Genomic DNA, 25,699 nt, shown 5'->3' on the forward strand with positions numbered 1-25,699 from the left:
GCATGTCCCGCATCACGGCCGGCATCGATGTCGGCGGCACCTTCACGGACCTGCTGCTGCAGGACGCCGATGGCCGCGTGCGGCTCGCCAAGGTGCCGACCACCACCGCGAACCAGGCGGATGGCGTGCTGGCGGCGATCGCGGCAGCAGGCAGTTCCCCGGCCGCGCTCGACCTCATCATCCACGGCACCACCGCGACGACCAATGCCGTGCTGGAGCGCAAGCTTGCCAAGGTCGGGCTGATCACCACCGCGGGCTTCCGGGACGTGCTGGAGCTCGGCCGCCGCACGCGCCCGAATCCCTATGGGCTGAAGGGCACATTCGAACCGCTGGTACCGCGCGAATGGCGCCGCGAAGTGGCGGAGCGGATGGATGCGCGCGGCGCCGTGGTGATACCGCTGGACGAGGATGCGGTGGCGCGCGAGGTGCGCGCACTGCTGGCCGAGGGCTGCGAGGCGCTCGTCGTGCATTTCCTGCACGCCTATGCCAACCCGGCGCATGAACGGCGCGCCGGAGAGATCGCGCGCAGCCTCTGGCCGAACGACTACGTCACGCTGGGCCACGAACTGCTCTCGGAATTCCGCGAATACGAACGCGGCACCACGGCCGCGGTGAATGCCGCCGTGCAGCCGGTGCTGGACCGCTACATCACGCGGCTGCAATCGCAACTCGCCGCGCAGGGCCACCGGCGCGAGCTGCTGGTGATGAACGGCAATGGCGGCACCGTGCCCGCCAGGCTGGTGGCGCGGCAGGCGGCGAAGACCGTCATGTCCGGCCCCGCCTCCGGCGTCATGGCCGCGGCGGCGACGCTGGCCCAGAGCGGGCTGCGCAACGCCATCACCTATGACATGGGCGGCACCTCCACCGATGTCGCGCTGATCGCGGGCGGCGTTCCGGAGGTTTCGGCGGAACTCTCCATCGCCTACGGCCTGCCGATCCACCTGCCGATGGTCGATGTGCGCACGGTCGGCGCCGGCGGCGGCTCCATCGCCGGCATCGACCGCGCCGGCATGTTTCGCGTCGGGCCGGAAAGCGCGGGCAGCCTGCCCGGGCCGATCTGCTTTGGCCGCGGCGGCACGCGGCCCACCATCACCGATGCGAACCTGGTGCTCGGCCGGCTCGACCCCGCGCGGCTGCTGGCGGTGCGCGACGCGGTGCCGATGGAGACGGTGCGCGCGGCCTTCGCAGCGCAGATTGGCGCCCCCCTCGGCATGAGCTTGGAACAGGCGGCGGAGGCGACGCTGCGGCTCGCCAATGTGCATATGAGCGGCGCCATCCGCATGGTCTCCCTCTCCCGCGGCCATGATCCGCGCGATTTCTGCCTGTTTGCCTTCGGCGGCGCCGGGCCGCTGCATGCGGTGGCGCTGGCGCGGGAGATCGGCATTCCGATGGTGCTGGTGCCCGCGCGGCCGGGCCTGACCAATGCGCTGGGCTGTCTGGTGGCGGATCTGCGGCAGGATGCGGTGAACACGCTGAATCGCGGCCTGGACGATATCTCCGCCGAGGAGATCACGCAGACGCTGGCGGCGCAGCGCGACCGCGCTTTGGCCGTCGTCACCGCCGATAGCGCGGAGGTCGAGCGGACCGATGTGCTGCACGCCGCGGATATGCAGTTCCGCGGCCAGACGCATCTGATCCGCGTCGCCCTGCCGCGCATCGACATGACCCGCGCCGAAATCCAGGCCGCCTTCGAGTCCGCCTACTTTGCCCGCTTCCAGGTCCAGCTTCCCGAAATCCGCGCAGTGCTGGTGAACCTGACCACCACCGTCATCGGCCGCCGCCGCGCCTTCCCCCTCTCCGCCCTGCTCGACCCCGCCGCGCGCGTGGGTGAGGCGCGGGTCGGGGAGCGCGATCTCTACGCCGAGGGCGCCTGGCACCGCGCCACCGTGTGGCAGCGGGAAAGGCTGGCGGGGGGCGCGCGCATCGCCGGCCCCGCCATCATCCAGCAGGCGGATGCGACGACGGTGCTGGAGCCGCGATCCGAAGCCGTGGTAGATGCCATCGGCAATCTCCGCATCACGGTGCAGCCATGATCGATGCCCTGACGCTCGCCGTGATCCAGGCCGGGTTGCAGCAGGTCTGCAACGAGATGGACATCACCTTCTCCCGCGCTGCCTTCTCGCCGGTGATTGCGGAAGCCGATGACCGCTCGGACGGCATCTATGCGGCGGAGGATGGCGCCCTGATCGCACAGGGCGAACTCGGCCTGCCGGTCTTTGTCGGCACCATGGCGCATTCCGCCGCGCATCTGGTGCGGCTGATCGGCGAGGGCGCGGTGGCGGCACCGGAGCCGGGCGACATCTACATCGTCAACGACCCCTATCTCGGCGGCACGCATCTGATGGATGTGCGCTTCTGCCGGCCCTTCTTCGTGGAGGGCGAGCTGTTCTGCTGGCTGCAGAACACCGGCCACTGGCCGGATATCGGCGGCATGGTGCCCGGCGGCTTCTCCGCGCATGCGACGGAAGTCGAACAGGAAGGCCTGCGCCTGCCGCCCGTGAAACTGTTCAAGAAGGGCGTGCTGGACCGGGAAATCCTGTCGATCATCCAGTCCAATATCCGCGTCGCGGACCAGCGCATCGGCGACATCAAGGCGCAGGCGGCGGCGCTGCTGGTGGGTGAGGCGCGGCTTTCCGAAATGGTGTCGCGATATGGCCTGGCGACACTGCGCGAGGCCATCGCCGGCATCCGCGCACGCGCCGCGGAACGCATGCTGGCCGAGATCCGGCGCATCCCCGATGGCGTCTATGTTTCGGAAACTTTCGTGGATTCGGATGGCGTGGTGGATGCGCCGCTGCGCATCGCGCTGACCGTCACGCGCCAGGGCGATGAGCTGGTCTTCGATCTGGGTGATTCCTCGCCGCCCTGCCAGGGGCCGATGAATTCCGTCTGGGCCACCACCTGTTCCGCCGTCTATCTCGCGATGAAGCACATCTTCCCCGATGTGCCGATCAATGCCGGCACCTTCGCGCCGCTGCGCGTGATCCGGCCGGAGGGCACCTTCCTCGATGCGCGCTATCCGCGCCCGGTCTCCGGCTGTGCGGCGGAGGTCTCGCAGCGGATTGCGGAGGCGGTGTTCCTCGCCGTCGCGCAGGCGCTGCCGGCGGAGGTCTGGGCGGCGCCTGCCGGCACCTCCGGCAATTTCGCGCTCGGCGGCTTCGATCCGGCGCGCAAGGCCGGCTATGTGATGTACCAGATCACCGGCGGCGGCTATGGCGGCACTGCCGAAGCCGATGGCCTGACCAATGGCTGCTCCACCATCGGCATCAGCAAGACTGCGCCGGTGGAGGTGATGGAACAGTACTACCCCGTCCTGTTCAGGCGTTTCGCGATCCATGAGGGCTCCGGCGGCGCCGGCGCGCAGCGCGGCGGCTTCGGCGTGCATTACGAGGTGGAGCTGCTGCGCGGCGAGGCCAAGGCCAGCTTCGTAATGGACCACGGCCGCTTCGGCCCGCCCGGCGTGCTCGGCGGCGGCGAGGGCGGGAAAAACATCGTAAAACTGCACCGCAATGGCAGCACCACCATCCCGCTGCATCTGTCGAAGGACCAGGGTTTGCAACTGCGCGCGGGCGACCGGGTGGAGGTGATGACGCCGGGCGGCGGTGGCTATGGAAATCCGCGCGACCGCGACCCGGCGCTGGTCGCGCGGGATGTGCGGCGCGGCTACTACACGCCGGATCAGGCGAAGGCGCTGTGGGGATGATCGCCTATCATCGCCCCACCACCCTGGCCGACGCGCTGACCATCCGCGCGGCCTTCGAGGTTGCGGTGCTGGCCGGCGGCACGGATGTCTTCCCCGCCCGCACGGCGCGCGCCGCCTGGGGCGACCCGACGCACAAGGATGTGCTCGACCTCAGCGCCATTCCCGACCTGCGCGACATCGAGGAGACCGCGGAGGGCTGGCGCATCGGCTGCCTGGTCACCTGGTCCGCGCTGATCGCGGCCAGGCTTCCGCCGATCTTCGAAGGGTTGAAGGCGGCCGCGCGCGAAGTCGGCGGGCGGCAGGTGCAGAATCGCGCGACGCTGGTGGGCAACCTGGTTACGGCCTCGCCGGCCGGCGATGGCATCCCGAACCTGCTGGCCCTGGATGCCTCGGTGGAAATCGCGGGGCCGCGCGGCACGCGGCGGCTGCCGGCGGCGGCATTCCTCACCGGCTATCGCGCCACGGCACTGGCGGCAGATGAGCTGGTGCTGGCGCTGCATGTGCCGCGGCTGGAAGGCGCGCAGGGCGGCTTCCGCAAGCTGGGCGCGCGGCACTATCTGGTGATCTCCATCGCCATGGCGGCCGGCGTGATCGCGACTGATGGGGCGGGACGCATCACCACGGCGCGCATCGCGCTCGGCGCCTGTTCGGCGGTGGCGCAGCGGCTGCCGGGGCTGGAGGCGGCGCTGCTCAGCGCGCCGCGTGCGGAGGCTGCACGCCTGGTGCGGAAGCAGCATCTGGAATCGCTGAGCCCGATCGACGACATCCGCGCCAGCGCCGCCTATCGCCGCGACGCCGCGCTGGTGCTGTTGCAGGACCTGCTGGAGGCGCGCGCATGATCGAGATCGCCTTCACCCTGAACGACAGCCCCTGCACCGTCTCCGCGCCGCCCTTCGCGCCGCTGTCGGATACGCTGCGCGAAAGGCTCGGCCTGACCGGCACGAAGGAGGGCTGCAATGCCGGCGATTGCGGCGCCTGCACCGTGCTGGTGGATGGCGCCCAGGCCTGCGCCTGCCTGATCCCCTCCGCCCAGGCGGAGGGCGCGCGGGTGGAGACGGTGGAGGCGGTTCACGGCGAGTTGGGCGCCGTGCTGGCACGGCTGCGCGCCGCCTTCCTGGCACATGGCGCGGCGCAATGCGGCATCTGCTCGCCGGGCATGCTGATGGCGGCGGCGGATCTGCTGCTGCGCGACGCGGCGCCGGATCGCGCGGCGGTGCGGGACGCGCTGGGCGGCGTGCTCTGCCGCTGCACCGGCTATGCGAAGATCCTGGACGCCGTGCTGGATGCGGCACCGCGGGCCGTGGCGTCCCCGCCGGCGGGCGAGGCGGTCGGCGCCGGCATCGCGCGGCTGGATGGCGTGGCGAAGCTGGACGGCACGGATCGCTTCGGCGCGGATGAGGCGCCGGCCGATGCGCTGTGGCTGCGCGTGGTACGATCGCCGCATGCCAGCGCGCGTTTTTCCCTCGGCGATCTGGAAGCCGCACGGCGGGAGCTGGGGCTGGAGGCCATCCTCACCGCCGCCGATGTACCGGGCGTGAACGGCTTCGGCATCATGCCGAATCTGAAGGACCAGCCCGTGCTGGCCGATGGCCTGGTGCGCTTCCGGGGCGAGGCGGTGCTCGGCCTGGTGGGCAGTCGGGAGGCCGTGATGGCCGTGCGCGATGCGGCGCTGCCGCTCACCTGGCACCCCCTGCCCGCGCTGCATGGCGCCGCCGCCGCCAGCGCGGTGGATGCACCGCAGCTGCACGCGCATGCGCCCGGCAATCTGCTGATCGAGGGCAAGCTGAATCGCGGCACGCCGCTACGCGATGTCGCTTATTCGGAAGGCCGCTTCACCACCGGCTTCGTCGAGCACGCCTATATCGAACCCGAGGCCGGCTACGCGCAGCCCGCACCGGACGGCATCGGCATGGAGGTCTTCGCCTGCACCCAGGCGCCCTATATGGACCGCGAGGAAACCGCGCGCGTGCTCGGCGTGGCGGAGGAGGCGGTGCGCATCCGGCCCAGCGCCTGCGGTGGTGGTTTTGGCGGCAAGCTGGATGTCTCGGTGCAGCCGCTGCTGGCGGTGGCCGCGCGCAAGCTGGGCCGGCCGGTGCGCATCGTCTATTCCCGCGCCGAAAGCATGGCCAGCACCACCAAACGCCACCCGGCCAGCATCACCGCGCGCATGTCGGCCGATGCGGAGGGGCGCTTCACCAGCTACGAATTTGACGCGGATTTCAACACCGGCGCCTATGCGAGCTGGGGCGCCACGGTCGCCAATCGCGTGCCCGTGCATGCCGGCGGTCCCTACCGCATCCCGAACCTCCGCAACCGCGCGCGTGCCATCTACACCAACGACACGCCCGCCGGCGCCTTTCGTGGCTTCGGTGTGCCGCAGGCGGCGATCGCGACGGAATCGCTGGTGGATGATCTGGCGGAACAGCTCGGCCTGGATCGCTGGGAAATCCGGCGCCGCAATGCCATCGGCCGCGGCGACACGACGCATAGCGGCCAGGTGCTGCATGCCTCGGCCGGGCTGCCGGAATGCCTGGATGCGCTGAAGCCGGAATGGGATGCGATGCTGGCGCAGGTCGCGGCGCATAATGCGACGGCACCGCGCGTGAAGCTCGGCGCCGGCATTGCCTGCATGTGGTATGGCTGCGGCAATACCAGCATGTCCAACCCGTCCCGCATGAAGCTCACCCTTGCACGCGATGGCACGCTGACCTTGTTCAACGGCGCGGTCGATATCGGCCAGGGCAGCACCACCGTCATGGCCCAGATCTGCGCCGATGCGCTGGGGCTGCCGCTGGAAAACTTTCGCTTCGTGCTGGGCGATACGGCGCGCACCTACGACGCGGGCAAGACCAGCGCCTCCCGCCAGACCTTTGTCAGTGGCCGCGCGGCGATGGAGACCGGGCTGGCGCTGCGGCGGCGGATTCTTGCGCTGGCCAATGCGGGGGAGGATGCGGCGCTGGCGCTGGAGGGCACGCAGCTGCGTGTCGGCAGCGCGCGGGTGATCGACCTGGCGACGCTCGACGCAGACCTCGAAGCCGAAGGCCGCTACGACCCGCCGACGACGGCGCTCGACGAGAATGGCCAGGGTACGCCCTACGCCACCTATGGCTTCGCCGCGCAGATCGCGCTGGTCGCGGTGGATACCGCGCTCGGCACCGTGAAGGTGCGGCGCATCGTCGCCGCGCAGGATGTCGGGCGCGCGGTGAATCCCACGCTGGTGCTCGGCCAGATCCATGGCGGCATCGCACAAGGCCTCGGCCTGGCGCTGATGGAGGAATTTCTGCCAGGCCGCACGGAAAACCTGCACGACTACCTGATCCCGACCGTGGGCGACGTGCCGGAGATCGAGGTGCATCTGATCGAGGACCCGGAGCCCGAAGGCCCCTATGGTGCCAAGGGTGTTGGTGAGCCGGCGCTGGTGCCGACCGCGCCGGCCATCCTCTCCGCGATCCGCCACGCCACCGGCATCACCATGCGCCAGGTGCCCGTGCTGCCGCACCGCCTGTGGGAGCAGATGCGATGAGCGACCATGGCAGCCTCGCCGCACGTTCCCAGAAATTCGGCGCGGCGGAGGGCGACCAGGGCATCGTGCGCTGCGATGCCTGCCCCGTGCTCTGCCGCATCCGCCCCGGCCGCAGCGGCGCCTGTTCGCGCTATGCCAATGACAATGGGCAGCTTGTCCGCACCGATCCGGCGGTGACGCTGGCGCGCGCCGTCGAAGCGGGTGGGCCTGTCGTCGCTTTCGCCGAGGGTGGATGGGACGGGCAGCTGCTCGATCCGTCGCGCGCCTTCGTCACCGGCATCGGCGCCGGCACCACCTATCCGGACTACAAGCCCGCCCCCTTCATCGTCGGCGCGCAGCATGCGGGGGTGGATACCGTCACCATCGTGACGGAGGGAATCTTCAGCTATTGCGGCGTGAAGGTGAAGATCGACACGGACCGGCACCTGGGCGCCGAAGCCGCCGCCGTGCGCGCGAATGGCGAGCAGGTGGGCCATGTGACCACGGCCGAATATGGCAGCCAGATGCTCTCCCTCGGGGGCGTGCGGCATCTTACCGGCGGCAGCAAGAAGGAAGGCACCACCACCTGCGACACGCTGCTGAAGCTGTGTGCCGGCGAGGCGGTGGAGCTCACCATCGATGGCGGCCACGCCGTGCGCGTGCAGGCCGGCCAGGCGCCGTTGGTGGATGGCAAGGCGGAGGCGCGCATGCGCGTCGGCTGCGGCAGCGCCACCATCGGCATCTTCGCGCAGCAATGGCTTGGGCAGGTGGATGAGGTGATCGTGGTGGATGACCACATCACCGGCCTGCTCTCCGAACACCAGGCGGGCAAGGTGCTGGGCATGCAGCCCACCGGCATCCGCCTGCGCGGGCGGCGCTCCACGCCCGGGCGCTATTTCCAGGTGGCGAATCCGGGCCTCGGCTGGGGCGGGACGGATATCAGCGACCCGCTTTCCATCATCGAGAGCATCGACCCCAAGACCGCCTGGCCCGGCCTGCGCCTGCTGCTGACCTCCACCACCGGCGAGGATGCGCTGTGGTGCGTGCTGGATGATGCGCTGCGCCCGGTGCCGGCAGAGATGCCGCCCGGCGTCGCCAAGGTGGTGGAGCGGATCGGGGAGAATTGCGAACCCTCGCTCTGCAGCGTCATCTTCATGGCGGGCGCCGGTGGGTCGCTGCGCGCGGGCGTCACGGAGAATCCCGTGCTGCTGACGCGCAGCGTGGCCTCCGGCGAGACGCGCGTGACGATGGGCGGCGCGCCCGTCTATCTCTGGCCCGGCGGCGGCATCACGGTGATGGCGGATGTGCTGCGCTTGCCGAAGAACGCGTTCGGCTATGTGCCGACGCCGGCCCTGGTCGCGCCCATCGAATTCACCCTGCCGCGTGCGCTGTATGAGCGCCTCGGCGGGCATGTTTCGGAAATCGTGCCGGTGCAGGATCTGCTGCGCGATCTCGGCCCCGCCTTGCGCATCGAAGACTGGCAGGCGGGCAATCCCTGGCCCTTCGCCGGCTGAGATGCCGCAGGTGCAGCGCCTGACGCAGGACCGGCTGCATCTGCAGCACGGCCCCATCGATGTGGTGCTGCGCGCCTGGGGGCCGCCCGCCTCCGTCGCCGCGGCGGAGGCGGCGGCGGTCGCGCGGTTCGATCGCGTGCTGCCCGACCTCGTCGCCGAATTGCCGCTGCTGCGCCGCGCGGCCGATCCCGCCGCGCCACCGCAGGGCGAGATCGCGCGGGCGATGCATGCCGCCTGCCTGCCCTATGCCGCGCGCGGGTTTTTCGTCACGCCGATGGCGGCCGTCGCCGGCGCGGTGGCGGATGCGCTGCTGGCGGCCATGCGCGCCGCCGCGCCGGACCTGGCGCGCGCCTTCGTCAATGATGGCGGGGATATCGCCGTGCTGCCCGGCGACGGGCTGGATATCGGCCTGGCGGTGGACCCGCGCGGCGGCTTCGATGGCGCGCTGCATCTGCGCGCGGCGGATGGCATCGGAGGCATCGCCACCTCCGGCCGGCATGGCCGGTCCTTCTCCCTCGGCATCGCCGATGCCGTCACCGTGCTGGCCGGCACGGCGGCCGCGGCGGATGTGGCGGCGACGCTGATCGCCAATGCGGTGGATGTGGCGAGCCCCGCCATCACCCGTCGCCCCGCCTCCGCGCTCGATCCCGACAGCGACCTGGGCGAGCGCCTGGTGACGGTGGCGGTCGGCCCGCTGACCCAGGCGGAGGTCGAGACCGCGCTGGACTCCGGCACGGCCTTCGCGAACACCTGCTGCCAGGCCGGGCTGATCCGTGCCGCCGCGCTGCGCCTCGGCGGCGGCATCCGCCTCGCCGGCGCCTCCTCCCTTCTGCTGAAGGCCCCAAGCCCATGACCCAGACGCTCGACATCCGGAAGACCGTGCTCTGCGTGGAGGAGATCAACCACGATGGCGGCCCACGCCTCGCCACCCCTCTGCTCAAGGGCTGGTGCGCCGTGATCCTCCGCAACCCCTTCGCCGGGCGCCACGAGCCGGAGCTGATGTGGATGATGGAGGCGATGAAGCCGATCGGCCTGATGGTGGCGGAGAAGCTGCTCGCCGGCCTCGGCGGCGACTCCGCCAGGATCGAGGCCTACGGCAAGGGCGGCCTGGTCGGTGCGGCCGGGGAGTTGGAGCATGGCGCGCTGTGGCATGTCGCCGGCGGCTATGCGATGCGGGGGCTGCTGGGCCAGGCGCTGTCCATCGTGCCGTCGATGACCAAGGTCGGGCCGATGGGCGCCGTGCTGGACCTGCCGATCCACCACCGCAACGCCGCCTATGTCCGCAGCCATTTCGACGGCATCACCGCAACCGTGCCGGACGCGCCGCGGCCGGACGAAATCCTGTTCGCGCTGGCGATGACCACCGGCGGCCGCCCGCATGCCCGCGTCGGCGGGCTGGTGCAGGATGCGATCAGCGCCTGGGACGGGCAGCGCTGAGAGGCAACCCGCCCCCGCATGCCGCGTCATTCGTGGCAGAATGTGGATCAGCAGGGTCCAGGCGAAGGAATTGACGATGCAACTCCACGGAATCCACCACCTGACCGCGGTCTCGGCCGATGCGCCGGGCAACCATGATTTCTACACCCGCATCCTCGGCATGCGGCTGGTGAAGAAGACGGTGAATCAGGACGACGTCAGCGCCTATCACCTGTTCTACGCCGATGGCGCCGCCAGCCCGGGCACCGACCTCACCTTCTTCGACTGGCCGGTGGGGCCGGAACAGCGCGGCACGCATGCCATCACCGGCACGGCGCTGCGCGTCGCGGGGGACGGGACGCTCGCCTGGTGGGCGGCGCGCTTCGCGGAACATGGCGTGAAGCACGGCCAGGTGCATGAACTGGCGGGCCGCCAGGTGCTGGATTTCGAGGATCCGGAGGGCCAGCGCCTGACCCTGCTGGATGATGGCGGCACCGGCCCCTTCCACCCCTGGGACCGCAGCACGGTGCCGGCCGAGCGGCAGATCCGCGGCCTCGGCCCCATCACCATCAGCGTGCCGGACCTCGGCCCCACCGCACTGTTCCTGACGCATGTGATGGCGATGCGCCCGGCCGGCGAGCACGCCGCGCCGGATGATGCACGCAGCCGCATCCACATCTTCGAGATGGGCGAGGGCGGCCCGGCGGCGGAGCTGCATGTGCGGGTCGAACCCCACCTGCCGCAGGCCCAGCCGGGCGCCGGCGGCGTGCACCATGTCGCCTTCCGGGTGCGGGATGAGGAGTATGAGGGCTGGGTGGAGCGGCTGCAGCGCCTGCGCATCCCCTCCTCCGGCCCGGTCGATCGCTTCTACTTCCGCAGCCTCTACACGCGGGAGCCGAACGGCATCCTCTACGAGATCGCCACCGATGGCCCCGGCTTCGCGACCGATGAGCCGATGGAGAGCCTGGGCGAGCGCCTGGCCCTGCCGCCCTTCCTGGAGCCGCGCCGCGCCGAGATCGAGCGCGGGCTGAAGCCGCTATAGGCGCGATGCCCGGTTCAGGGGCCTTTCCCCGCCCGCGCCGCGCGTCCCGCCCCGCCCCGGTCCAGGCGTGGCGGGCGGCCGAAGCGCGCGGCATAGGCGCGGGAGAAATGCGCCGCGCTGACGAAGCCGCTGGCCATCGCCACCTCCAGCACCGAAAGCGCAGTCTGTTGCAGCAGCCGCCTGGCATGGTCCAGCCGCAGGCCGAGGTAATGCGCCCCGATGGTTCGACCGAGATGGCTGCGGAACAGCCGTTCCAGCTGCCGCACCGAAAGCCCGGCGCGTTCCGCCAGCGCGTCGCGCGGCAGCGGGTCCTCGATGGCGCGCTCCATCTGCTCCAGCACCGCCAGCAGGCTGGGGTGGCCGGTGTCGTAGCGCTCCCGCAGGCTCATCCGCTGCGGCTCATCCCCCGCGCGCGGCCTGGTGTGCAGGAACCAGTCGGCGACCGCGCGGGCCAGGGCACGGCCATGCGCGGCCTCGATCAGCGCCACCATCATATCGAGCGCCGCGGTGCCGCCGGAGGAGGTGCAGCGGTCCCGGTCCACCTCATACAGCGACCGGGTCAGGGTCAGGCTGGGGAAGCGTTCCGCCATCGCCGGAATGTATTCCCAGTGCGCGGTGCAGCGATACCCGGCCAGCAGCCCGGCGCGAGCCAGGATGTAGGGACCGCCGGAGACACCGCCGACGCGGATGCCGCGCGCCGCCTCGGCGCGCAGCCAGGCGAGGGTGGCGGGATCCTCGAAGGCAGCCGGGTTGCCGCCGGCGCAGATGAACAGGGCGTCCACCTCGCCGGGCCGGTCCGTGCCCTGTTCCGCCACGATCGACACGCCGTTGGAAGCCCGCACCGGCAGGCCATCGGGCGAGATGTGCACCCAGCGGTAAAGCGTCACCCCGGCCAGGTCGTTGGCGGCCCGGAAGGGCTCAACCGAACAGGCATAGGTCAGCATCGGAAATCCGGCTATCAGGACGAAGCCGATCCGCAGCGGTGCCGCGGCGGGCCGCAATCCCAGACCGTCACGCGCCACCGGCCCGCGTGGGTCTGGCGGTCCGGAGGTGGGGAAGCGGCTGGTTGGCGTGCTTGTCATCGGGACACGCCATGGTGGCGGCCCGCCCTTTCCGTGTCCACCAACGGCTGCGCCCGAAACCCGGGAACCCGCACGAATTCATTCCGTTCACGTCATTGCGTCTCGACCCTCGCGGCTTCGAGTCCCCGCCCTTGAAGCCACCCGCCTTCCAGACCCGGCCTTTCAGATCCAGCCTTTCAGATCCAGCCTTTCAGATCCAGCCTTTCAGATAAGGAGTTCGCCATGCGCATCAGCGCCGGCTGCCAGATCACCTACGAATGCCCACAGCCGACCCCGATGCTGCTGATGATCAGCCCCCATCCCTCCCGCACCCCGGACCTGATCGGGCCGCATCAGGTCAACTTCGAGCCGGCGATCCCGGCCCGGCATTACCGGGACGGCTTCGGGAACACCTGCACGCGCATCGTCGCCCCCACCGGGCGGCTGGTGATCTCGACCAAGCTGCTGGTGCAGGACACCGGGCGGCCGGACCCGCTGCTGCCCTATGCGCGCCAGCACAAGGTGGAGGACCTGCCGGATGACGCGCTGGTCTACCTGCTGGGCAGCCGCTACTGCGACACGGACAAGCTGGGCGATTTCGCCTGGGCGCAGTTCGGCCAGGGACCGGAAGGCTGGGCGCGGGTGCAGGCCATCTGCGACTACGCGCACAACCACATCAAATTCGACTACATGAAGGCCAGCGCCACCCGCAGCGCGCATGACGCACATCGCGAACAGGTCGGCGTCTGCCGGGACTTCGCGCATCTGGCCGTCACGCTGTGCCGCTGCGTCAATATTCCGGCGCGCTACTGCACCGGCTATCTCGGCGACATCGGCATGCCGCCGCCCTATGGCCCGATGGATTTCGCCGCCTGGTTCGAGGTGTATCTGGACGGCGCGTGGCACACCTTCGATGCGCGCAACAACACCCCGCGCATCGGCCGCATCCTGATGGCGCGCGGCCGGGATGCGACGGATGTCGCCATCACCACCACCTTCGGCCAATGCACCATGACCGACTTCCAGGTCTTCACGGATGAGGTGCCGGCTTGAGTGACCCGCCCGCCGTCAGCGTCGTGAACGACGGCGGCACGTCCCCCCTGGTGCTGGTGTGCGAGCACGCCAGCAACCACATCCCGGCGCGGTACAACGCGCTGGGCCTGCCACCCGAGGAATTGCGTCGCCACATCGCCTGGGACATCGGCGCGGCGGCGCTGGCCGGGCGTCTTGCGGCGCTGCTGGATGCGCCGCTGTTCCTGTCCGGCTATTCGCGACTTCTGATCGACTGCAACCGCCCGCCCGGCGTGCCCAGCAGCATCCCGCTCCGCAGCGAGGCGACGGACATCCCGGGCAACCACGGCCTGACCGCGGCAGAGGTGGCGCAGCGCCAGGATGACTATTTCTGGCCCTTCCAGCATCGCATCGCGCGTTTCCTGGATGCGCGCCCGACACGCTTCCTGCTCGGCGTGCACAGCTTCACCCCGGTCTTCCGCGGCGTGCCGCGCCCCTGGCAGGCCGGCGTGCTGTATGGCGAGGCCACCGGCTTCGGCGCCGCGCTGATCGCGGGCCTGCGCCAGGACCCGGCGCTGACGGTGGGCGACAACGAGCCCTACAGGATCGAGCTGGCCGAGGACTACACCGTGCCGGTGCATGGCGATGCCCGCGGCATCCCGGCCGCATTGCTTGAGGTACGGCAGGACCTGCTGGCCGATCCGGCCGGGATCGAGGCCTGGGCGCGGCGCCTGGCGCCCATCCTGGACGCCGCGATCGGCTGAAACCGTCCGCCCGGACGGTTTGGCCTTGCACCAAACCTCCGGCGGGCCGATATCACTGGCACTCCTCGGGGCCGAGTGCCAGCCCGCGCGGCTGCCCCGATACGGGGCGCGACATCCCCCGAAAGAGCCCCATCATGAGCTTCCGCCTCCTGCAGGACCGCGTCCTGCTGCGCCGCGTCGCGGCCGAGGAAAAGACCGCCGGCGGGATCATCATTCCCGACACCGCCCAGGAGAAGCCGCAGGAAGGCGAGATCGTCGCCGCCGGCCCGGGCGCGATCCACGCCAATGGCCACCTGGTGCCGCTCGACGTGAAGGCCGGCGACCGCGTGCTGTTCGGCAAATGGTCCGGCACCGAGGTCAAGATCGACGGGGAAGACCTGTTGATCCTGAAGGAATCAGACCTGCTGGGCGTCCTGAAGGCGTGATGCCCGCGGCCGCAGGGCCGCCTGGATGCCCGCGGCCGCAGGGCCGCCTGGATACGAGCGGCCGCAGGGCCGCCTGGATGCCCGCGGCGGCCGCAGGGCCGCCAAGCCGTGCCTCTCATGCCTGGGCCATGCGCCCGACAAGGAATTCGAAAAATGCCAGCCAAAGACGTGCGCTTCGGCGCCGATGCCCGCAAGCGGATGCTGCGCGGCGTGGATACCCTCGCCCAGGCCGTGAAGGTCACGCTCGGCCCCAAGGGCCGCAACGTGCTGCTGGCCAAGAGCTGGGGCGCGCCGCGCATCACCAAGGACGGCGTCTCCGTCGCCATGGAGATCGAGCTGCCCGACCGCATGGAGAACATGGGCGCGCAGCTGGTGCGGGAAGTGGCGTCCAAGACCAAGGACATCGCCGGTGACGGCACCACCACCGCCATCGTCCTGGCGCAGGCCATCGCCCGCGAAGGCATGCAGGCGGTTGCCGCCGGCATGAGCCCGATGGGCCTCAAGCGCGGCGTCGATGCCGCCGTGGTCGCGCTGGTGGCGGAGCTTGCCGCGCGCAGCCGCCCGATTTCCAGCGAGGCCGAGATCGCCCAGGTCGGCACCGTCTCCGCCAATGGCGAGGCCGAGATCGGCCGGATGATCGCGGAAGCGATGACCAAGGTCGGCAAGGAAGGCGTCATCAGCATCGAGGAAGGCAAGATCGCCGCCACCGAGCTGGAGATCGTCGATGGCATGCAGTTCGACCGCGGCTATCTCTCGCCCTACTTCGTCACCAATGCGGAGAAGATGGCGGTCGAGCTGGAAGCCCCCTACATCCTGATCTGCGAGAAGAAGCTCTCCGCGCTGCAGACCTTCCTGCCGCTGCTGGAAGCCGTCGCGCAATCCTCCCGCCCGCTGCTGATCATCGCCGAGGATATCGAGGGCGAGACGCTGGCGACGCTGGTGGTGAACAAGCTGCGTGGCGGGCTGAAGGTCGCCGCCGTGAAGGCGCCGGGCTTCGGTGACCGTCGCAAGGCGATGCTCGAGGACATCGCGGCGCTGACCGGCGCGCAGGTGATCTCCGAGGATCTCGGCATGAAGCTGGAGAACGTGACGCTCGAGATGCTCGGCACCGCCAAGCGCGTGCGGATCGAGAAGGAAACCACCACCATCGTCGATGGTGCCGGCGAGAAGGATGCGATCCAGGCGCGCATCGCCCAGATCAAGGCGCAGATCGATGATACCACCTCGGACTACGACAAGGAGAAGCTGCAGGAACGGCTGGCGAAGCTGGCCGGCGGCGTCGCTGTCATCAAGGTCGGCGGCAACACCGAGGTCGAGGTGAAGGAACGCAAGGACCGCGTCGAGGACGCGCTGCATGCGACCCGCGCCGCGGTCGAGGAAGGCATCGTCCCCGGTGGCGGCGTCGCGCTGCTGCGCGCCAGCCTGATCCTGGCGAGCCTGAACGCCGAGGATGCCGACCAGAAGTTCGGTATCGAGATCGTCCGCCGCGCGGTGTCCGCACCCCTGCGGCAGATCGCCACCAATGCCGGCGAGGATGGTGCCGTGGTGGCCGGTGACGTGCTGCGCAACCCGGACCCGAACTGGGGCTACGACGCCCAGGCCGGCGAGCACAAGGACCTGGTCGCAGCCGGCATCATCGACCCGACCAAGGTGGTACGCGCCGCCCTGCAGCACGCGGCTTCCGTCGCGGGCCTGCTGATGACGACCGAAGCCATGGTCTGCACGGCCGCCGAGCCGGACGAGTCCGAAGGCTGAGGCATCGGCCGCGCGGCGGGGGCGACCCCCTCGCGCGGCCGAAACGCTGAGGGCCATGCCGCCGGCCCGGGATCTCCCCCGGTGCCGGCACATGGCTTGCTGGCTGGCTGGACCATGAGCCATCCTCTATCGCTGAGGATGACACGGAAGCGCCCGACCGCAATCTCGAGCTGAGCTCGGCGGGACGAGTGGCTCACAGCCCCTCTGCCAGCAGCGCCCGCAGCCGCGGCGTGCAGAAATCCAGGAAGGCGGCGATGCGGCGCGGCGTGCGCTGACGGCCGAGATAAAGGGCGTGGAAGGCCTCGCTGTCCACCACCGCCTCGTCCAGCACGGTAACCAGCCGCCCGGCACGGACATCGGCCCGCACGTGATACTCGGCAAGCCTTGCCAGGCCGAGGCCCAGCAAGGCGAGGTGCCGGACCGTCTCGCCATTATTGGCGAGGATCGGTCCCTGCACCTCCCGGTCCGTCAACCGGCCACCGGAGCGCAGCGGCCAGACGGCGGCAGCGCGGCGGAAGTTGAAGCCGAGGCAGTCATGCCGCGCCAGGTCGCCCGCCGCCAGCGGCACGCCGCGCGCCGCCAGGTAGGCGGGGGAGGCGACGATGCGACGGCGGACATCGCCCAGCTTCACCGCCAGCAGGCTCGAATCCCCCAGCGCCCCGGCGCGGAAAGCGATGTCGGCCTGCGCGGCATAAAGGTCCACGACCTCATCCGTCAGCGTCAGGTCGAGCCGGATGCGCGGGAAGGCCCGGGTGAAATCCGGCAGCAGCGGCAACAGCAGGTGCCGGCCGAAGGGAACCGAGACATTGATGCGGATGCTGCCGCTCGGCGCCGCCGCACCGCCGGCGAGTTCCGCATCCAGCGCCTCCAGCTCCCCCACCAGCGCTTCCGCCCGCTCCCGGTATAATTCGCCCTCCGGCGTCAGCCGCAACCGGCGGGTTGAGCGTTCGACCAGGCGGATGCCGAGCCGCTGCTCGATGCGGGTGATCAGCTTGGCGGTGGAGGAGGCGGTGAGGCTCAGCTCGCGCCCCGCAGCGCTGAAGCTGCCGGTGGCGGCGACGCGCAGGAAGACCCGCATTTCCCAGGCCCGGTTGTCGCTCATCCGCCGTACCTTGTCATTCAGGGACAGGATGATGCGACCGGCCGGCGTATTCCGGAAGTCCGACGAGGGGCGCATCTGCCGCGCAACCTTTTTTCGCGGAGCTTCCACCCATGTCGTCCTCCTCTTCCGTGTTGCCGGCGTGGCAAGCCATGCCCTTGGCGCTCTGGGCGCTGGCGATCAGCGCTTATGCCATCGGCACCACCGAATTCGTCATCGTCGGGCTGCTTCCCACCGTGGCCGCGGACCTCGCCGTGAGCCTGCCGGCGGCCGGTCTGATCGTCAGCGTCTATGCGCTGGGCGTCACCTTCGGCGCGCCGGTACTGACCGCGCTGGCCGGGCGGCTGCCGCGCAAGGCGCTGCTGCTCGGGCTGATGGGGCTGTTCGTCGCCGGCAACCTGGCCGCCGGGCTGAGCCCGACCTACGAGGCCCTGCTGGTCGCCCGCGTGCTGTCCGCCTTCGCGCATGGCGTGTTCTTCTCGGTCGGCGCGATCATCGCGGCGGATCTGGTGGCGCCGGACCGGCGGGCCTCGGCAATCGCCATGATGTTCTCGGGGCTGACCATCGCGCTGGTCACCGGCGTGCCGCTGGGCACCTGGATCGGCCAGCATTTCGGCTGGCGGGCGACCTTCCTGGCGGTGGCGCTACTCGGCGTGGTCGGCGCGGCGGGCATCGCGCTGCTGCTGCCGCGCAACATCGCGACGAAGCCGGCGGCGGGGCTCTGGGACCAGGCCAAGGTGCTGGCGCAGCCGCGGCTGCTGCTGGCCTTCGCCATCACCGCGCTGGGCTATGGCGGCACCTTCGTCGCCTTCACCTTCCTGTCGCCGATCCTGCAGGACATCACCGGCTTCGGGGAAGGCGCGGTCAGCCTGATCCTGGTGCTGTACGGGCTGGCCATCGCGGTGGGCAATGTGGTCGGCGGGCGCATGGCGAACCGCAACCCGATCGTCACGCTGGCCTGGCTGTTCGGGCTGCAGGCGCTGGTGCTGCTGGCCTTCGCCTTCACCGCGCCGTTCCAGGTGCCGGCGCTGGTGACGCTGGCCGGCATGGGCGCGCTGGCCTTCGCCAATGTGCCGGGGCTGCAGCTCTACGTGGTGCAGCTGGCGCAGCGCCATGCGCCGGGGGCGGTGGATGTCGCCTCCGCGCTCAACATCGCGGCCTTCAACCTGGGGATCGCCATCGGCGCCTGGGCCGGCGGGCAGGTGGTGGCCTCCGCGCTCGGCCTGGGCGCCACGCCCTGGGTCGGCTCCATCTTCGTCGCCGGCGCGCTGGGGCTGACGCTGGTGAGCGGCGCGCTGGACCGGCGCGCCGCCTGATGGATAGCCCGCGGCCGGCCTCGACTATGGCCGGCCGATGGACCGGTAGCTGAACCCGGCCTCGCGCATCGTCTGCGGCTCATAGACGTTGCGGAGATCCTCCAGCACCGTGCCGCGCATCGCCTTCTTCAGGGTCTGCGGCGACAGGGCGCGGAACTCGTTCCACTCCGTCAGCACCACCAGCGCATCGGCGCCGGCGGCCGCATCCAGCGCGCCGGTGGCATAGATCACGCCCTCCGGCAGCATGGCCTTGGCGTGGTCCATCGCCACCGGGTCATAGGCGCGCACCGTGGCGCCGGCCTCCACCAGCCGCGGCACCACCACCAGCGACGGCGCATCGCGCATGTCGTCGGTCTCCGGCTTGAAGGCCAGGCCGAGCACGGCGATGGTCTTGCCGGCGATGCTGCCGCCACAGGCCGCGATGATGCGGTCCGCCATCTGGCCCTTGCGGGCATCGTTGATGGCGATGGTCGTCTCGATCAGCGTCAGCGGGCTGTCGTAGTCGCGCGCCGTGCGGGCCACCGCCAGGGTGTCCTTCGGGAAGCAGGACCCGCCATAGCCTGGGCCGGGGTGCAGGAACTTGCGGCCGATGCGGCCATCCAGCCCGACGCCGCGGGCCACGTCATGCACATCGGCGCCGACCCGCTCACAGAGATCCGCGATCTCGTTGATGAAGGAGATCTTCATCGCCAGGAAGGCGTTCGCCGCATACTTCGTCAGCTCCGCCGTCTCCAGCGAGGTGTTGACGATCGGCGTCTCCATCAGGAACAGCGGGCGGTAGATCCGGCGCAGCAGCTCCCGCGCGCGTTCCCCCACCGGGCCGTCCTCGGTGCCGACGACGACGCGGTCCGGCCGCATGAAGTCGCCGATGGCATTGCCCTCGCGCAGGAATTCCGGGTTCGAGGCGACCGAGATCTCCAGGTCCGGACGGATGCGGGAGACGATCTCCTTGATCTTGCGGCCGGTGCCGACCGGCACGGTGGATTTGGTCACCAGCACGATCGGCGCCTTGGCCGCACGCGCCACCTGCTCCGCGGCGGCAAAGACGTAGGACAGGTCCGCATGCCCGTCGCCGCGGCGGGAGGGGGTGCCAACGGCGAGGAACACCGCATCGGCGCCCTCCATCGCGGCATCCAGGCTGGTGCCGAATTCCAGGCGGCCGTCGCGGACATTATCCGCCACCAGCGCATCCAGCCCCGGCTCGTAGATCGGGATCCGGCCTTCCTTCAATGCCGTGATCTTGCTCGGCTCGGCATCGACCACATGAACCTGCATGCCGAATTCGGCGAAGCAGGCGCCAGACACCAGGCCGACATAGCCGGCCCCGATCATCGCAATCCGCACGCGCCACTCCGTTGCGTTGGGGAAGTGTCGTTTACCCGGTGCTCCCCCCTTGATCAAACCCTGCTGCGGCGCAGCATTGCGTGATGTCGCGGAGACCCCGGGGCAGCACATGCTGGACGTGGCGGCGCCCGGCGGCTAGACCGCCGCCGCCAGCCAACCGATGGGGGTGCGCGTGCCGGACGCGGTGGAAGTGCGCTTCGTCGCCAAGAACATGCGGCTCGACCTCCGCCTGATCGCGGAGATGGTGCAGCCGGGCGCCCGGGTGCTCGATATCGGCTGCGGCGACGGCCTGCTGATCGATTACCTGACGCGCGAGAAGCGCGCCGATGCGCGCGGCATCGAGATCGACATGGCCGAGGCGACGGAGGCGGTGGCCGCCGGCCTGCCCGTGATTCATGGCGACGCCGACAGCGACCTGGAATTCTACCCGGACGGCGCCTTCGACTACGTGGTGCTGTCGCGCACCCTGCAGGCCGTGGAGCGGCCGCGCGAAGTGCTGCGCCAGATGCTGCGGATCGGCGGACGCGCCATCGTCTCCTTCCCCAATTTCGGCCATTGGCAGCTGCGCATGCGCCTGCTGCTGTCCGGCCGGATGCCGGACAACGAGACCTGGGACCGCCCCTGGTACGAGACACCGAACATCCACCCCTGCACCATCCGGGACTTCTTCGAGTTGTGCCGGATGGAGGGGTATGTGGTGGAACGGTGGCTTGCGGTGGATGAGAAGGGGCTGCGCTCGCCCTGGAAGCGCTCGCCCTGGCTGGCCAATCTGTTCGGCGAACAGGCGCTGTTCCTGCTTCGCCGGCGCTGAGGCCGCCTTACCCGGCGGCGTTTGCGCAGTATTCCGGCGCGCGGCCCACGCGTCAGTTCAGGCGCGTGCCCGCGGGCGCGCAGCTACCCGGCATCATCGCCGCGGCCAGCGCGGCATGGCGGGCCGCCGCATCCGCACCCAGGCGGCGACATTCGGCCTCGACATATTCCAGGATCAGTACCAGGGCGCTGCGGTCCGTTGCTTCGGCATCGGCAGGCTTTTGCGTCGTGTCGGGCATTGGGGTGAACATGGGTCCTCCGGCGGGCAGATCTTCTGGCCAGGCATCCAGTGGCGGGTATGCCTTAGGATCACGGGTGCGTGAAGTCTGAAAAAAGCACCTTGTAGTTCAACCCAAGGTAATGGCCGGCCACCCCGCGCACCGGCCAGCGACGGGAATTGCACAGCCTCGCCCGGCGGGCGAGGATGAGGTCCGCGCCGGGCTGTGCGCGGCCCGCGCGGTCTCCCCGTTCGGTCCGGATTCAGCCGGTGCGGCAAGCGGCCGGGCGCATGATTCCGGCGCGGCGAACAGGAAGGAGTCCGGCATGGCACGGGTGGCTTTGGTGACGGGTGGGCAGCGCGGCATCGGCGCGGCGATCAGCGAGGCCTTGCAGGCGGCGGGCCGGAAGGTCGTCGCCTCCTACGCAGGCAACGACGCCGCGGCGCAGGCCTTCACGGAACGGACCGGCATCGCCTGCTACAAATTCGACGTCGGCGATTTCGAGGCCTGCGTCGCCTCGATCGCGAAGATCGAGGCGGATGTCGGCCCGATCGAGATCCTGGTGAACAATGCCGGCATCACCCGCGACGCCATGATGCGGAAGCTGACGCGGCAGATGTGGGACGAGGTGATCGATACCAACCTCGGCTCCTGCTACAACATGTGCAAGGCGGTCTGGGACGGCATGTCGGCCCGGAAGTTCGGCCGCATCGTCAATATCGGCTCGATCAACGGCCAGGCTGGGCAGCTTGGCCAGGTGAATTACGCCGCCGCCAAATCCGGCATCCACGGCTTCACCAAGGCCCTGGCGCTGGAAGGCGCCCGCAACCAGATCACGGTGAATGCGGTAGCGCCCGGCTATGTGGACACGGAGATGGTGCGCGCCGTGCCGCCGGACGTGCTGGAGAAGATCATCGCCCGCATTCCGCGCGGCCGCCTCGGCACCGCACAGGACATCGCCCGCGGCGTCGCCTTCCTCACCGCCGATGATGCGGATTTCGTCACCGGCTCGACGCTGTCCATCAATGGCGGCCAGCATATGTACTGACGGGATCGGAAGCAGGAGGAACGGGCGACATGACCACCGCGATCATCGCCTTCGACGGCACCGACCCGGACGCCCCGGCGCGCCGGGCGGCGGCGCGGGACGCGCATGTCGCCTTCATCTCGGCGGAGGCGGCCGCCGGCCGCCTGCTGCTCGGCCTGCCGCTGCATGACGAATCCGGGCGCAGCCTGGGTTCGCTGATGCTGGTGGCGGGCGAGGCGGCGGAGCGCGACGCCTATCTGGCGGCCGAGCCCTTCGCCACCAACGGCGTCTGGCAGCGCGTCGAGCCGCACCCCTTCCGCATTGCCGCCCTGCCCTACCAGCCCTGGCCGGCGCCGGACCAGCCACCCCCCACCGGCCGCACCCACACGGTGCTGGTCGGCTGGGACGGTACCGATGCCGGGGCGGCGGATCGCCGGATGGCCGCCCGTCCGGCGCATTTCGCCCGGGTCCGGCCGATGGCCGAGGATGGCACGCTGCTGTTCGGCGGCGCGCTGCTGGACGAGGCCGGGCGCATGACCGGGTCGCTGGCCGCGACCTGCCACACCAGCCACGCCGCGGCGCGCGCCTGGCTGGCGGAAGACCCCTATTCGACCGGTGATGTCTGGCGCGACATCAGCCTCTACGCCACCGCCTTCCGCGCCCTGCCCTACCCGCCCCTGCCACGCTGACGTGCGGTCGCAGGCCGCCGGGGAACAGGGCGCGCCGCCAATCGTTGAGTCTGTCCTGGCAGAAGGGAGACCAGCGCATGACCAGCAGCAAGCATCCGAAGAACGACGCGGAATGGGCCAAGGGCCCCGGCAAGGACGTGCCGCGGCCGCCCTCCGACCTCTCCGACAATCCGGGCATCGGCCAGTCCAAGGGCATCTACGGCCGCGGCACCAACCCGGAGGCGATCCGCGGCGAGACCACCTTCGAGGGTGACGTGATGAACGACACCAGCAGCACCGGCGCCGTCCCGCCCAGCCGGCAGGGCCGCACCAACCGCTGAGGCACATCTAGGCTGTGGCGGGGGATGCTGTAGAAGCGCCCCATGTCCCCTGCCACCATGGCCGGCTGCGGCGCGCTGGCGCTTTGGGCCTTCCTCGCCCTGTTCAGCAGGCTCGCCGCCGGCATCCCGCCGCTGCAGCTCACCGCGATGGGTTTCGCGGTGGGCGGGACGGTGGGGCTTGCGGTGGTGGCCGCCACCGGGCGGCTTGGCCTGCTGCGCCAGCCGCCGCTCGCTTGGCTGCACGGCGTTGGCGGGCTGTTCGGCTACCACGCCCTGTACTTCCTGGCCCTGGCGCTGGCGCCGGCGGTCGAGGCGAACCTGCTCAACTACCTCTGGCCGCTGCTGATCGTGCTGCTCTCGGCACCGCTTCGCGGGCTGCGGCTCGGCCCGGCCCGGCTGTCCGGGGTGGCACTGGGCTTCGCGGGCTGCGCCCTGCTGGTCGGTACCGGGGCGTCCTTCCCGCCCGGCGCGGCGCCGGGCCTGCTCGCGGCCGTGGGCGCGGCGGTCGTGTGGTCGGTCTATTCTGTCACCGCCGGCACGCCGCGCCTGGTGCGGGTGCCAACCGAGGCGGTCGCCGGCTTCTGCCTCGGTACGGCGGTGCTGGCCACGGCGGCGCATCTGGCCTTCGAGACGACGGTGCTGCCGAATGCCGGGGAGGCGCTGGCAGTACTGGGGCTCGGCCTCGGCCCGGTCGGGGCGTCCTTCTTCCTGTGGGACATCGGCATGAAGCGCGGCGACCCGCGGCTGCTCGGCACGCTGGCCTATGCGGTGCCTGTCGCCTCCACGCTGCTGCTGATCCTGGCCGGGCACGGCGAGTTCAGTGCCAAGGTGGTGCTGGCGACGCTGATGGTCACGGGCGGGGGCTTCGTCGCGGCGAAGGCGCGCTAATCACCGTCGCGGCGAAGGCGCGCTAGTCCTGGCTAAGGCGTGCCGGTTCAGCCCGGCTTCCGCAGCAGCGCCCGCACCACCTCGGCGTGGCCCTGGTGGCGTGGGCCTTCATCCAGCGCCACGGTACCTTCCAGCAGCTCCAGCACCTCCAGCCCGCCGAACAGTTCCTCGACGATGGCGCGGGACCAGAGCAGCTCCGGCATCTTCGGCCCGCCGCTGCGGCGGCCCTGCTGCGCCGGGGTGAAGCACTCCAGCGCCAGCAGCCCGCCCGGCGCCAGGGCGCGCAAGGCCCCCGCCGCCGCCGCCGCGCGGTCCGCCGGCGGCAGGTGCAGGTAGATCCAGGCCACCAGATCGAAGCCGGCTTCGGGATAATCCCAGGCGGCGGCATCCGCCGTCACCGTCGCCAGCGCCACGCCCCGCGACACGGCCAGCGCGGCCGCCTTGGTGGAGCCGACCGGCGACCAGTCCAGCGAGGTCGTCGCCAGCCCCTGTCCCGCCAGCCAGACGCCGTTGCGCCCTTCCCCATCGCCCAGCGCCAGCGCCCGCATCCCCGGCCGCAGCCAGGGGCGCAGGCTCTCCAGGTAGCGGTTCGGCGCCTCCCCGAACTGGAAGCCGCCGCCCTGGTAGCGTTCATCCCAGGCGAGGGAGGTGCTCATGAACCCGGTTCCCAACCTGGCGGCGCCAGCTCGAAGCCGGCGAAGTGGAAGGCCGGGGAGACGGTGCAGGAGACCAGGCTCCAGCGATCCGCGACCGGCCAGGCGGCCTGCCACCAGCCCGGTGGCACCACGCCCATCAGTTCGTGCCCCGCCCCCAACCCCGGTCCGAGCAGAATCTCCCGGTCCACCGCCGTGCCGTCCCGCGACAGCGCCAGCAGCAACGGCCCGCCGCCCTGCCAGAGCCAGCATTCGGCGGCGTCCACACGGTGCCAATGGCTGCGCGCGCCGGCCTCCAGCAGGAAATGGATCGCCGTACCGGCGCCACGCCCGTCGCCTTCGGGCTGGTCGCGCCAGACCTCGCGGTAATGGCCGCCCTCCGGATGCGGCGCCAGGCGCAGCGCGGCCACCACCTCCGCCGCGCCCAGTTCCGGATCATCAAGTCGCATCAGCGGGCGCCCTTCAGCCTGGCGGCGCCGTGCGCGCCAGCGCCGGCAGGCGGGAAACCTCGGCGAACCAGTCGGCCAGCCGCGGATGCTGGGCGCGCCAGGGCTCGTCGGCGAAGCGGAAATCCAGGTAGCCGAGGGCGCAGGCCGCCGCGACCTCGCCGATATCGGCGAGCCCCCCTTTCTCGGCGAAACCGGTCGGCGGGTCCTGCTCCAGCACCGCCAGGCCGCGTTGCACCGCCGCCTTCTGGCGGGCGATGAAGGCCAGTCGGGTGTCGTCCATCGGCTTGCCGAAGCGCATCCGCCGCGCCACCGCCGCATCCATGATGCCATCCGCCAGCGCGTGCCGTACCTGCGCGCCGATCCGCGCCTCGCTGCCGGTCGGCGGGAACAGCGGCGGGGCCTCGCCCAGATTGTCGAGGTATTCGCAGATCACCCGGCTGTCGAAGACCGCGCGGCCGTCATCCGTCACCAGCGCCGGCACCTTCGACAGCGGATTGTCCTGCAGCAGGCTGTCCGGGGAGGCGTGCGGGTCGGTGACCATGATCTCGATGCGCCCCTCGATCCCGCGCAGGATGGCGCAGGCCATGACCTTTCGGGCGAAGGGGCTGGCATGGGCGTGATGCAGTTTCATCGGGCAATCCCTGGTGACGGCGCACCGGACCGATCCTTGGCCCGCTGCTTGCGGTGCAGCAT

25 protein-coding genes are annotated in these 25,699 nt (G+C 70.6%); 18 read left to right on the top strand and 7 right to left on the bottom strand.

Features of this window, described 5'->3' with window-relative positions; translation table 11 throughout:
- Nucleotides 1-2 precede the first annotated feature (2 nt).
- From HB662_RS05940 to HB662_RS05975, 8 genes are all read left to right on the top strand, one after another.
- Complete coding sequence (locus HB662_RS05940; RefSeq protein ID WP_168048209.1) at nucleotides 3-2,033, top strand: hydantoinase/oxoprolinase family protein; 2,031 nt, start codon at nucleotides 3-5, stop codon at nucleotides 2,031-2,033.
- Complete coding sequence (locus HB662_RS05945; protein WP_168048211.1) at nucleotides 2,030-3,703, top strand: hydantoinase B/oxoprolinase family protein; 1,674 nt, start codon at nucleotides 2,030-2,032, stop codon at nucleotides 3,701-3,703. The genes HB662_RS05940 and HB662_RS05945 overlap by 4 nt, the downstream gene beginning before the upstream one ends.
- Nucleotides 3,700-4,542, top strand: a complete 843-nt coding sequence (locus HB662_RS05950) for an FAD binding domain-containing protein (protein ID WP_209443133.1) — start codon at nucleotides 3,700-3,702, stop codon at nucleotides 4,540-4,542. The genes HB662_RS05945 and HB662_RS05950 overlap by 4 nt, the downstream gene beginning before the upstream one ends.
- Nucleotides 4,539-7,226, top strand: coding sequence for a molybdopterin-dependent oxidoreductase (locus tag HB662_RS05955; protein ID WP_168048213.1), 2,688 nt, complete (start codon nucleotides 4,539-4,541; stop codon nucleotides 7,224-7,226). Before HB662_RS05950 ends, HB662_RS05955 begins: the two co-directional genes overlap by 4 nt.
- Nucleotides 7,223-8,719 (top strand): 6-hydroxynicotinate reductase, encoded by a 1,497-nt coding sequence (locus tag HB662_RS05960; protein WP_168048215.1) that lies wholly within the window; start codon nucleotides 7,223-7,225, stop codon nucleotides 8,717-8,719. The genes HB662_RS05955 and HB662_RS05960 overlap by 4 nt, the downstream gene beginning before the upstream one ends.
- Nucleotides 8,720-8,729: 10 nt before the next feature.
- A complete protein-coding gene (locus tag HB662_RS05965; protein ID WP_342449454.1) occupies nucleotides 8,730-9,572 on the top strand; it encodes a UPF0280 family protein in 843 nt (280 codons plus the stop codon).
- On the top strand, nucleotides 9,569-10,156 hold the full coding sequence (locus tag HB662_RS05970) for an amino acid synthesis family protein (protein ID WP_168048219.1): 588 nt from the start codon (nucleotides 9,569-9,571) through the stop codon (nucleotides 10,154-10,156). The genes HB662_RS05965 and HB662_RS05970 overlap by 4 nt, the downstream gene beginning before the upstream one ends.
- A gap of 76 nt (nucleotides 10,157-10,232) precedes the next feature.
- On the top strand, nucleotides 10,233-11,177 hold the full coding sequence (locus tag HB662_RS05975) for a ring-cleaving dioxygenase (RefSeq protein WP_171970218.1): 945 nt from the start codon (nucleotides 10,233-10,235) through the stop codon (nucleotides 11,175-11,177).
- A 14-nt stretch (nucleotides 11,178-11,191) separates the two neighbouring features.
- On the opposite strand, the gene HB662_RS05980 is transcribed toward HB662_RS05975, so the two are convergent.
- Nucleotides 11,192-12,259, bottom strand: coding sequence for a GlxA family transcriptional regulator (locus HB662_RS05980; protein ID WP_168048223.1), 1,068 nt, complete (start codon nucleotides 12,257-12,259; stop codon nucleotides 11,192-11,194).
- Between the two features lie 222 nt (nucleotides 12,260-12,481).
- Between HB662_RS05980 and HB662_RS05985 the strand changes: the two genes are divergently transcribed.
- The 4 genes from HB662_RS05985 (at nucleotide 12,482) to groL (ending at nucleotide 16,193) form a co-directional block, all read left to right on the top strand.
- On the top strand, nucleotides 12,482-13,291 hold the full coding sequence (locus HB662_RS05985; RefSeq protein WP_168048225.1) for a transglutaminase domain-containing protein: 810 nt from the start codon (nucleotides 12,482-12,484) through the stop codon (nucleotides 13,289-13,291).
- Nucleotides 13,288-14,013, top strand: a complete 726-nt coding sequence (locus HB662_RS05990; RefSeq protein WP_168048227.1) for an N-formylglutamate amidohydrolase — start codon at nucleotides 13,288-13,290, stop codon at nucleotides 14,011-14,013. Before HB662_RS05985 ends, HB662_RS05990 begins: the two co-directional genes overlap by 4 nt.
- A gap of 134 nt (nucleotides 14,014-14,147) precedes the next feature.
- Nucleotides 14,148-14,438 carry a co-chaperone GroES gene (locus HB662_RS05995; RefSeq protein WP_168048229.1) on the top strand — a complete coding sequence of 97 codons (291 nt, stop codon included), beginning with the start codon at nucleotides 14,148-14,150 and terminating at the stop codon, nucleotides 14,436-14,438.
- A gap of 153 nt (nucleotides 14,439-14,591) precedes the next feature.
- Entirely contained in the window at nucleotides 14,592-16,193 is a 1,602-nt protein-coding gene (gene groL / locus HB662_RS06000) for a chaperonin GroEL (RefSeq protein WP_168048231.1), read from the top strand.
- A gap of 193 nt (nucleotides 16,194-16,386) precedes the next feature.
- Here the strand turns inward: groL and HB662_RS06005 are convergent, their stop codons facing one another.
- Nucleotides 16,387-17,295, bottom strand: coding sequence for a LysR substrate-binding domain-containing protein (locus tag HB662_RS06005; protein ID WP_168049368.1), 909 nt, complete (start codon nucleotides 17,293-17,295; stop codon nucleotides 16,387-16,389).
- A 149-nt stretch (nucleotides 17,296-17,444) separates the two neighbouring features.
- Here HB662_RS06005 and HB662_RS06010 point away from each other — a divergent pair, with 149 nt between their 5' ends.
- Nucleotides 17,445-18,608 (top strand): MFS transporter, encoded by a 1,164-nt coding sequence (locus HB662_RS06010; protein WP_168048234.1) that lies wholly within the window; start codon nucleotides 17,445-17,447, stop codon nucleotides 18,606-18,608.
- Nucleotides 18,609-18,632: 24 nt separating this feature from the next.
- On the opposite strand, the gene HB662_RS06015 is transcribed toward HB662_RS06010, so the two are convergent.
- The gene (locus HB662_RS06015) at nucleotides 18,633-19,952 is read right to left on the bottom strand and encodes a nucleotide sugar dehydrogenase (RefSeq protein WP_168048236.1); all 1,320 of its coding nucleotides are present in this window, start codon (nucleotides 19,950-19,952) and stop codon (nucleotides 18,633-18,635) included.
- Nucleotides 19,953-20,163: 211 nt separating this feature from the next.
- Here HB662_RS06015 and metW point away from each other — a divergent pair, with 211 nt between their 5' ends.
- Nucleotides 20,164-20,763, top strand: coding sequence for a methionine biosynthesis protein MetW (gene metW / locus HB662_RS06020; RefSeq protein ID WP_168049369.1), 600 nt, complete (start codon nucleotides 20,164-20,166; stop codon nucleotides 20,761-20,763).
- Nucleotides 20,764-20,815: 52 nt separating this feature from the next.
- Here metW and HB662_RS06025 read toward each other — a convergent pair whose 3' ends face one another.
- On the bottom strand, nucleotides 20,816-21,013 hold the full coding sequence (locus HB662_RS06025) for a hypothetical protein (RefSeq protein WP_168048238.1): 198 nt from the start codon (nucleotides 21,011-21,013) through the stop codon (nucleotides 20,816-20,818).
- 292 nt (nucleotides 21,014-21,305) lie between these two features.
- Between HB662_RS06025 and phbB the strand changes: the two genes are divergently transcribed.
- From phbB to yddG, 4 genes are all read left to right on the top strand, one after another.
- On the top strand, nucleotides 21,306-22,028 hold the full coding sequence (phbB, locus tag HB662_RS06030; RefSeq protein ID WP_168048241.1) for an acetoacetyl-CoA reductase: 723 nt from the start codon (nucleotides 21,306-21,308) through the stop codon (nucleotides 22,026-22,028).
- Nucleotides 22,029-22,057: 29 nt separating this feature from the next.
- Nucleotides 22,058-22,696: a YciI family protein gene (locus HB662_RS29035; RefSeq protein WP_245185470.1), complete on the top strand. Its 639-nt coding sequence runs from the start codon at nucleotides 22,058-22,060 to the stop codon at nucleotides 22,694-22,696.
- Nucleotides 22,697-22,773: 77 nt separating this feature from the next.
- Complete coding sequence (locus HB662_RS06045; RefSeq protein ID WP_209443135.1) at nucleotides 22,774-23,016, top strand: hypothetical protein; 243 nt, start codon at nucleotides 22,774-22,776, stop codon at nucleotides 23,014-23,016.
- 42 nt (nucleotides 23,017-23,058) lie between these two features.
- A complete protein-coding gene (gene yddG, locus HB662_RS06050) occupies nucleotides 23,059-23,904 on the top strand; it encodes an aromatic amino acid exporter YddG (RefSeq protein WP_168048243.1) in 846 nt (281 codons plus the stop codon).
- 47 nt (nucleotides 23,905-23,951) lie between these two features.
- Here yddG and HB662_RS06055 read toward each other — a convergent pair whose 3' ends face one another.
- From HB662_RS06055 to HB662_RS06065, 3 genes are read right to left on the bottom strand one after another with little or no spacing between them, the layout of a single operon-like run.
- A complete protein-coding gene (locus tag HB662_RS06055; protein WP_168048245.1) occupies nucleotides 23,952-24,560 on the bottom strand; it encodes a class I SAM-dependent methyltransferase in 609 nt (202 codons plus the stop codon).
- On the bottom strand, nucleotides 24,557-25,006 hold the full coding sequence (locus HB662_RS06060; protein WP_168048247.1) for a cupin domain-containing protein: 450 nt from the start codon (nucleotides 25,004-25,006) through the stop codon (nucleotides 24,557-24,559). Before HB662_RS06060 ends, HB662_RS06055 begins: the two co-directional genes overlap by 4 nt.
- A gap of 13 nt (nucleotides 25,007-25,019) precedes the next feature.
- Nucleotides 25,020-25,637, bottom strand: a complete 618-nt coding sequence (locus HB662_RS06065; RefSeq protein WP_168048249.1) for a glutathione S-transferase N-terminal domain-containing protein — start codon at nucleotides 25,635-25,637, stop codon at nucleotides 25,020-25,022.
- Between the last annotated feature and the right edge of the window lie 62 nt (nucleotides 25,638-25,699).

Origin of the sequence: Falsiroseomonas frigidaquae, assembly GCF_012163145.1 — a bacterium.
Taxonomy (GTDB): domain Bacteria; phylum Pseudomonadota; class Alphaproteobacteria; order Acetobacterales; family Acetobacteraceae; genus Falsiroseomonas; species Falsiroseomonas frigidaquae.

Excerpts from the sequence above, each read along its gene's own strand:
- HB662_RS05940 (WP_168048209.1), top strand. The coding sequence starts at position 3 with ATGTCCCGCATCACGGCCGGCATCGATGTCGGCGGCACCTTCACGGAC.
- HB662_RS05945 (WP_168048211.1), top strand. The coding sequence starts at position 2,030 with ATGATCGATGCCCTGACGCTCGCCGTGATCCAGGCCGGGTTGCAGCAG.
- HB662_RS05950 (WP_209443133.1), top strand. The coding sequence starts at position 3,700 with ATGATCGCCTATCATCGCCCCACCACCCTGGCCGACGCGCTGACCATC.
- HB662_RS05955 (WP_168048213.1), top strand. The coding sequence starts at position 4,539 with ATGATCGAGATCGCCTTCACCCTGAACGACAGCCCCTGCACCGTCTCC.
- HB662_RS05960 (WP_168048215.1), top strand. The coding sequence starts at position 7,223 with ATGAGCGACCATGGCAGCCTCGCCGCACGTTCCCAGAAATTCGGCGCG.
- HB662_RS05970 (WP_168048219.1), top strand. The coding sequence starts at position 9,569 with ATGACCCAGACGCTCGACATCCGGAAGACCGTGCTCTGCGTGGAGGAG.
- HB662_RS05975 (WP_171970218.1), top strand. The coding sequence starts at position 10,233 with ATGCAACTCCACGGAATCCACCACCTGACCGCGGTCTCGGCCGATGCG.
- HB662_RS05980 (WP_168048223.1), bottom strand. The coding sequence starts at position 12,259 with ATGACAAGCACGCCAACCAGCCGCTTCCCCACCTCCGGACCGCCAGAC.
- HB662_RS05985 (WP_168048225.1), top strand. The coding sequence starts at position 12,482 with ATGCGCATCAGCGCCGGCTGCCAGATCACCTACGAATGCCCACAGCCG.
- HB662_RS05995 (WP_168048229.1), top strand. The coding sequence starts at position 14,148 with ATGAGCTTCCGCCTCCTGCAGGACCGCGTCCTGCTGCGCCGCGTCGCG.
- groL (WP_168048231.1), top strand. The coding sequence starts at position 14,592 with ATGCCAGCCAAAGACGTGCGCTTCGGCGCCGATGCCCGCAAGCGGATG.
- HB662_RS06005 (WP_168049368.1), bottom strand. The coding sequence starts at position 17,295 with ATGAGCGACAACCGGGCCTGGGAAATGCGGGTCTTCCTGCGCGTCGCC.
- HB662_RS06010 (WP_168048234.1), top strand. The coding sequence starts at position 17,445 with ATGCCCTTGGCGCTCTGGGCGCTGGCGATCAGCGCTTATGCCATCGGC.
- metW (WP_168049369.1), top strand. The coding sequence starts at position 20,164 with ATGCGGCTCGACCTCCGCCTGATCGCGGAGATGGTGCAGCCGGGCGCC.
- HB662_RS06025 (WP_168048238.1), bottom strand. The coding sequence starts at position 21,013 with ATGTTCACCCCAATGCCCGACACGACGCAAAAGCCTGCCGATGCCGAA.
- phbB (WP_168048241.1), top strand. The coding sequence starts at position 21,306 with ATGGCACGGGTGGCTTTGGTGACGGGTGGGCAGCGCGGCATCGGCGCG.
- HB662_RS29035 (WP_245185470.1), top strand. The coding sequence starts at position 22,058 with ATGACCACCGCGATCATCGCCTTCGACGGCACCGACCCGGACGCCCCG.
- HB662_RS06045 (WP_209443135.1), top strand. The coding sequence starts at position 22,774 with ATGACCAGCAGCAAGCATCCGAAGAACGACGCGGAATGGGCCAAGGGC.
- yddG (WP_168048243.1), top strand. The coding sequence starts at position 23,059 with ATGTCCCCTGCCACCATGGCCGGCTGCGGCGCGCTGGCGCTTTGGGCC.
- HB662_RS06055 (WP_168048245.1), bottom strand. The coding sequence starts at position 24,560 with ATGAGCACCTCCCTCGCCTGGGATGAACGCTACCAGGGCGGCGGCTTC.
- HB662_RS06060 (WP_168048247.1), bottom strand. The coding sequence starts at position 25,006 with ATGCGACTTGATGATCCGGAACTGGGCGCGGCGGAGGTGGTGGCCGCG.
- HB662_RS06065 (WP_168048249.1), bottom strand. The coding sequence starts at position 25,637 with ATGAAACTGCATCACGCCCATGCCAGCCCCTTCGCCCGAAAGGTCATG.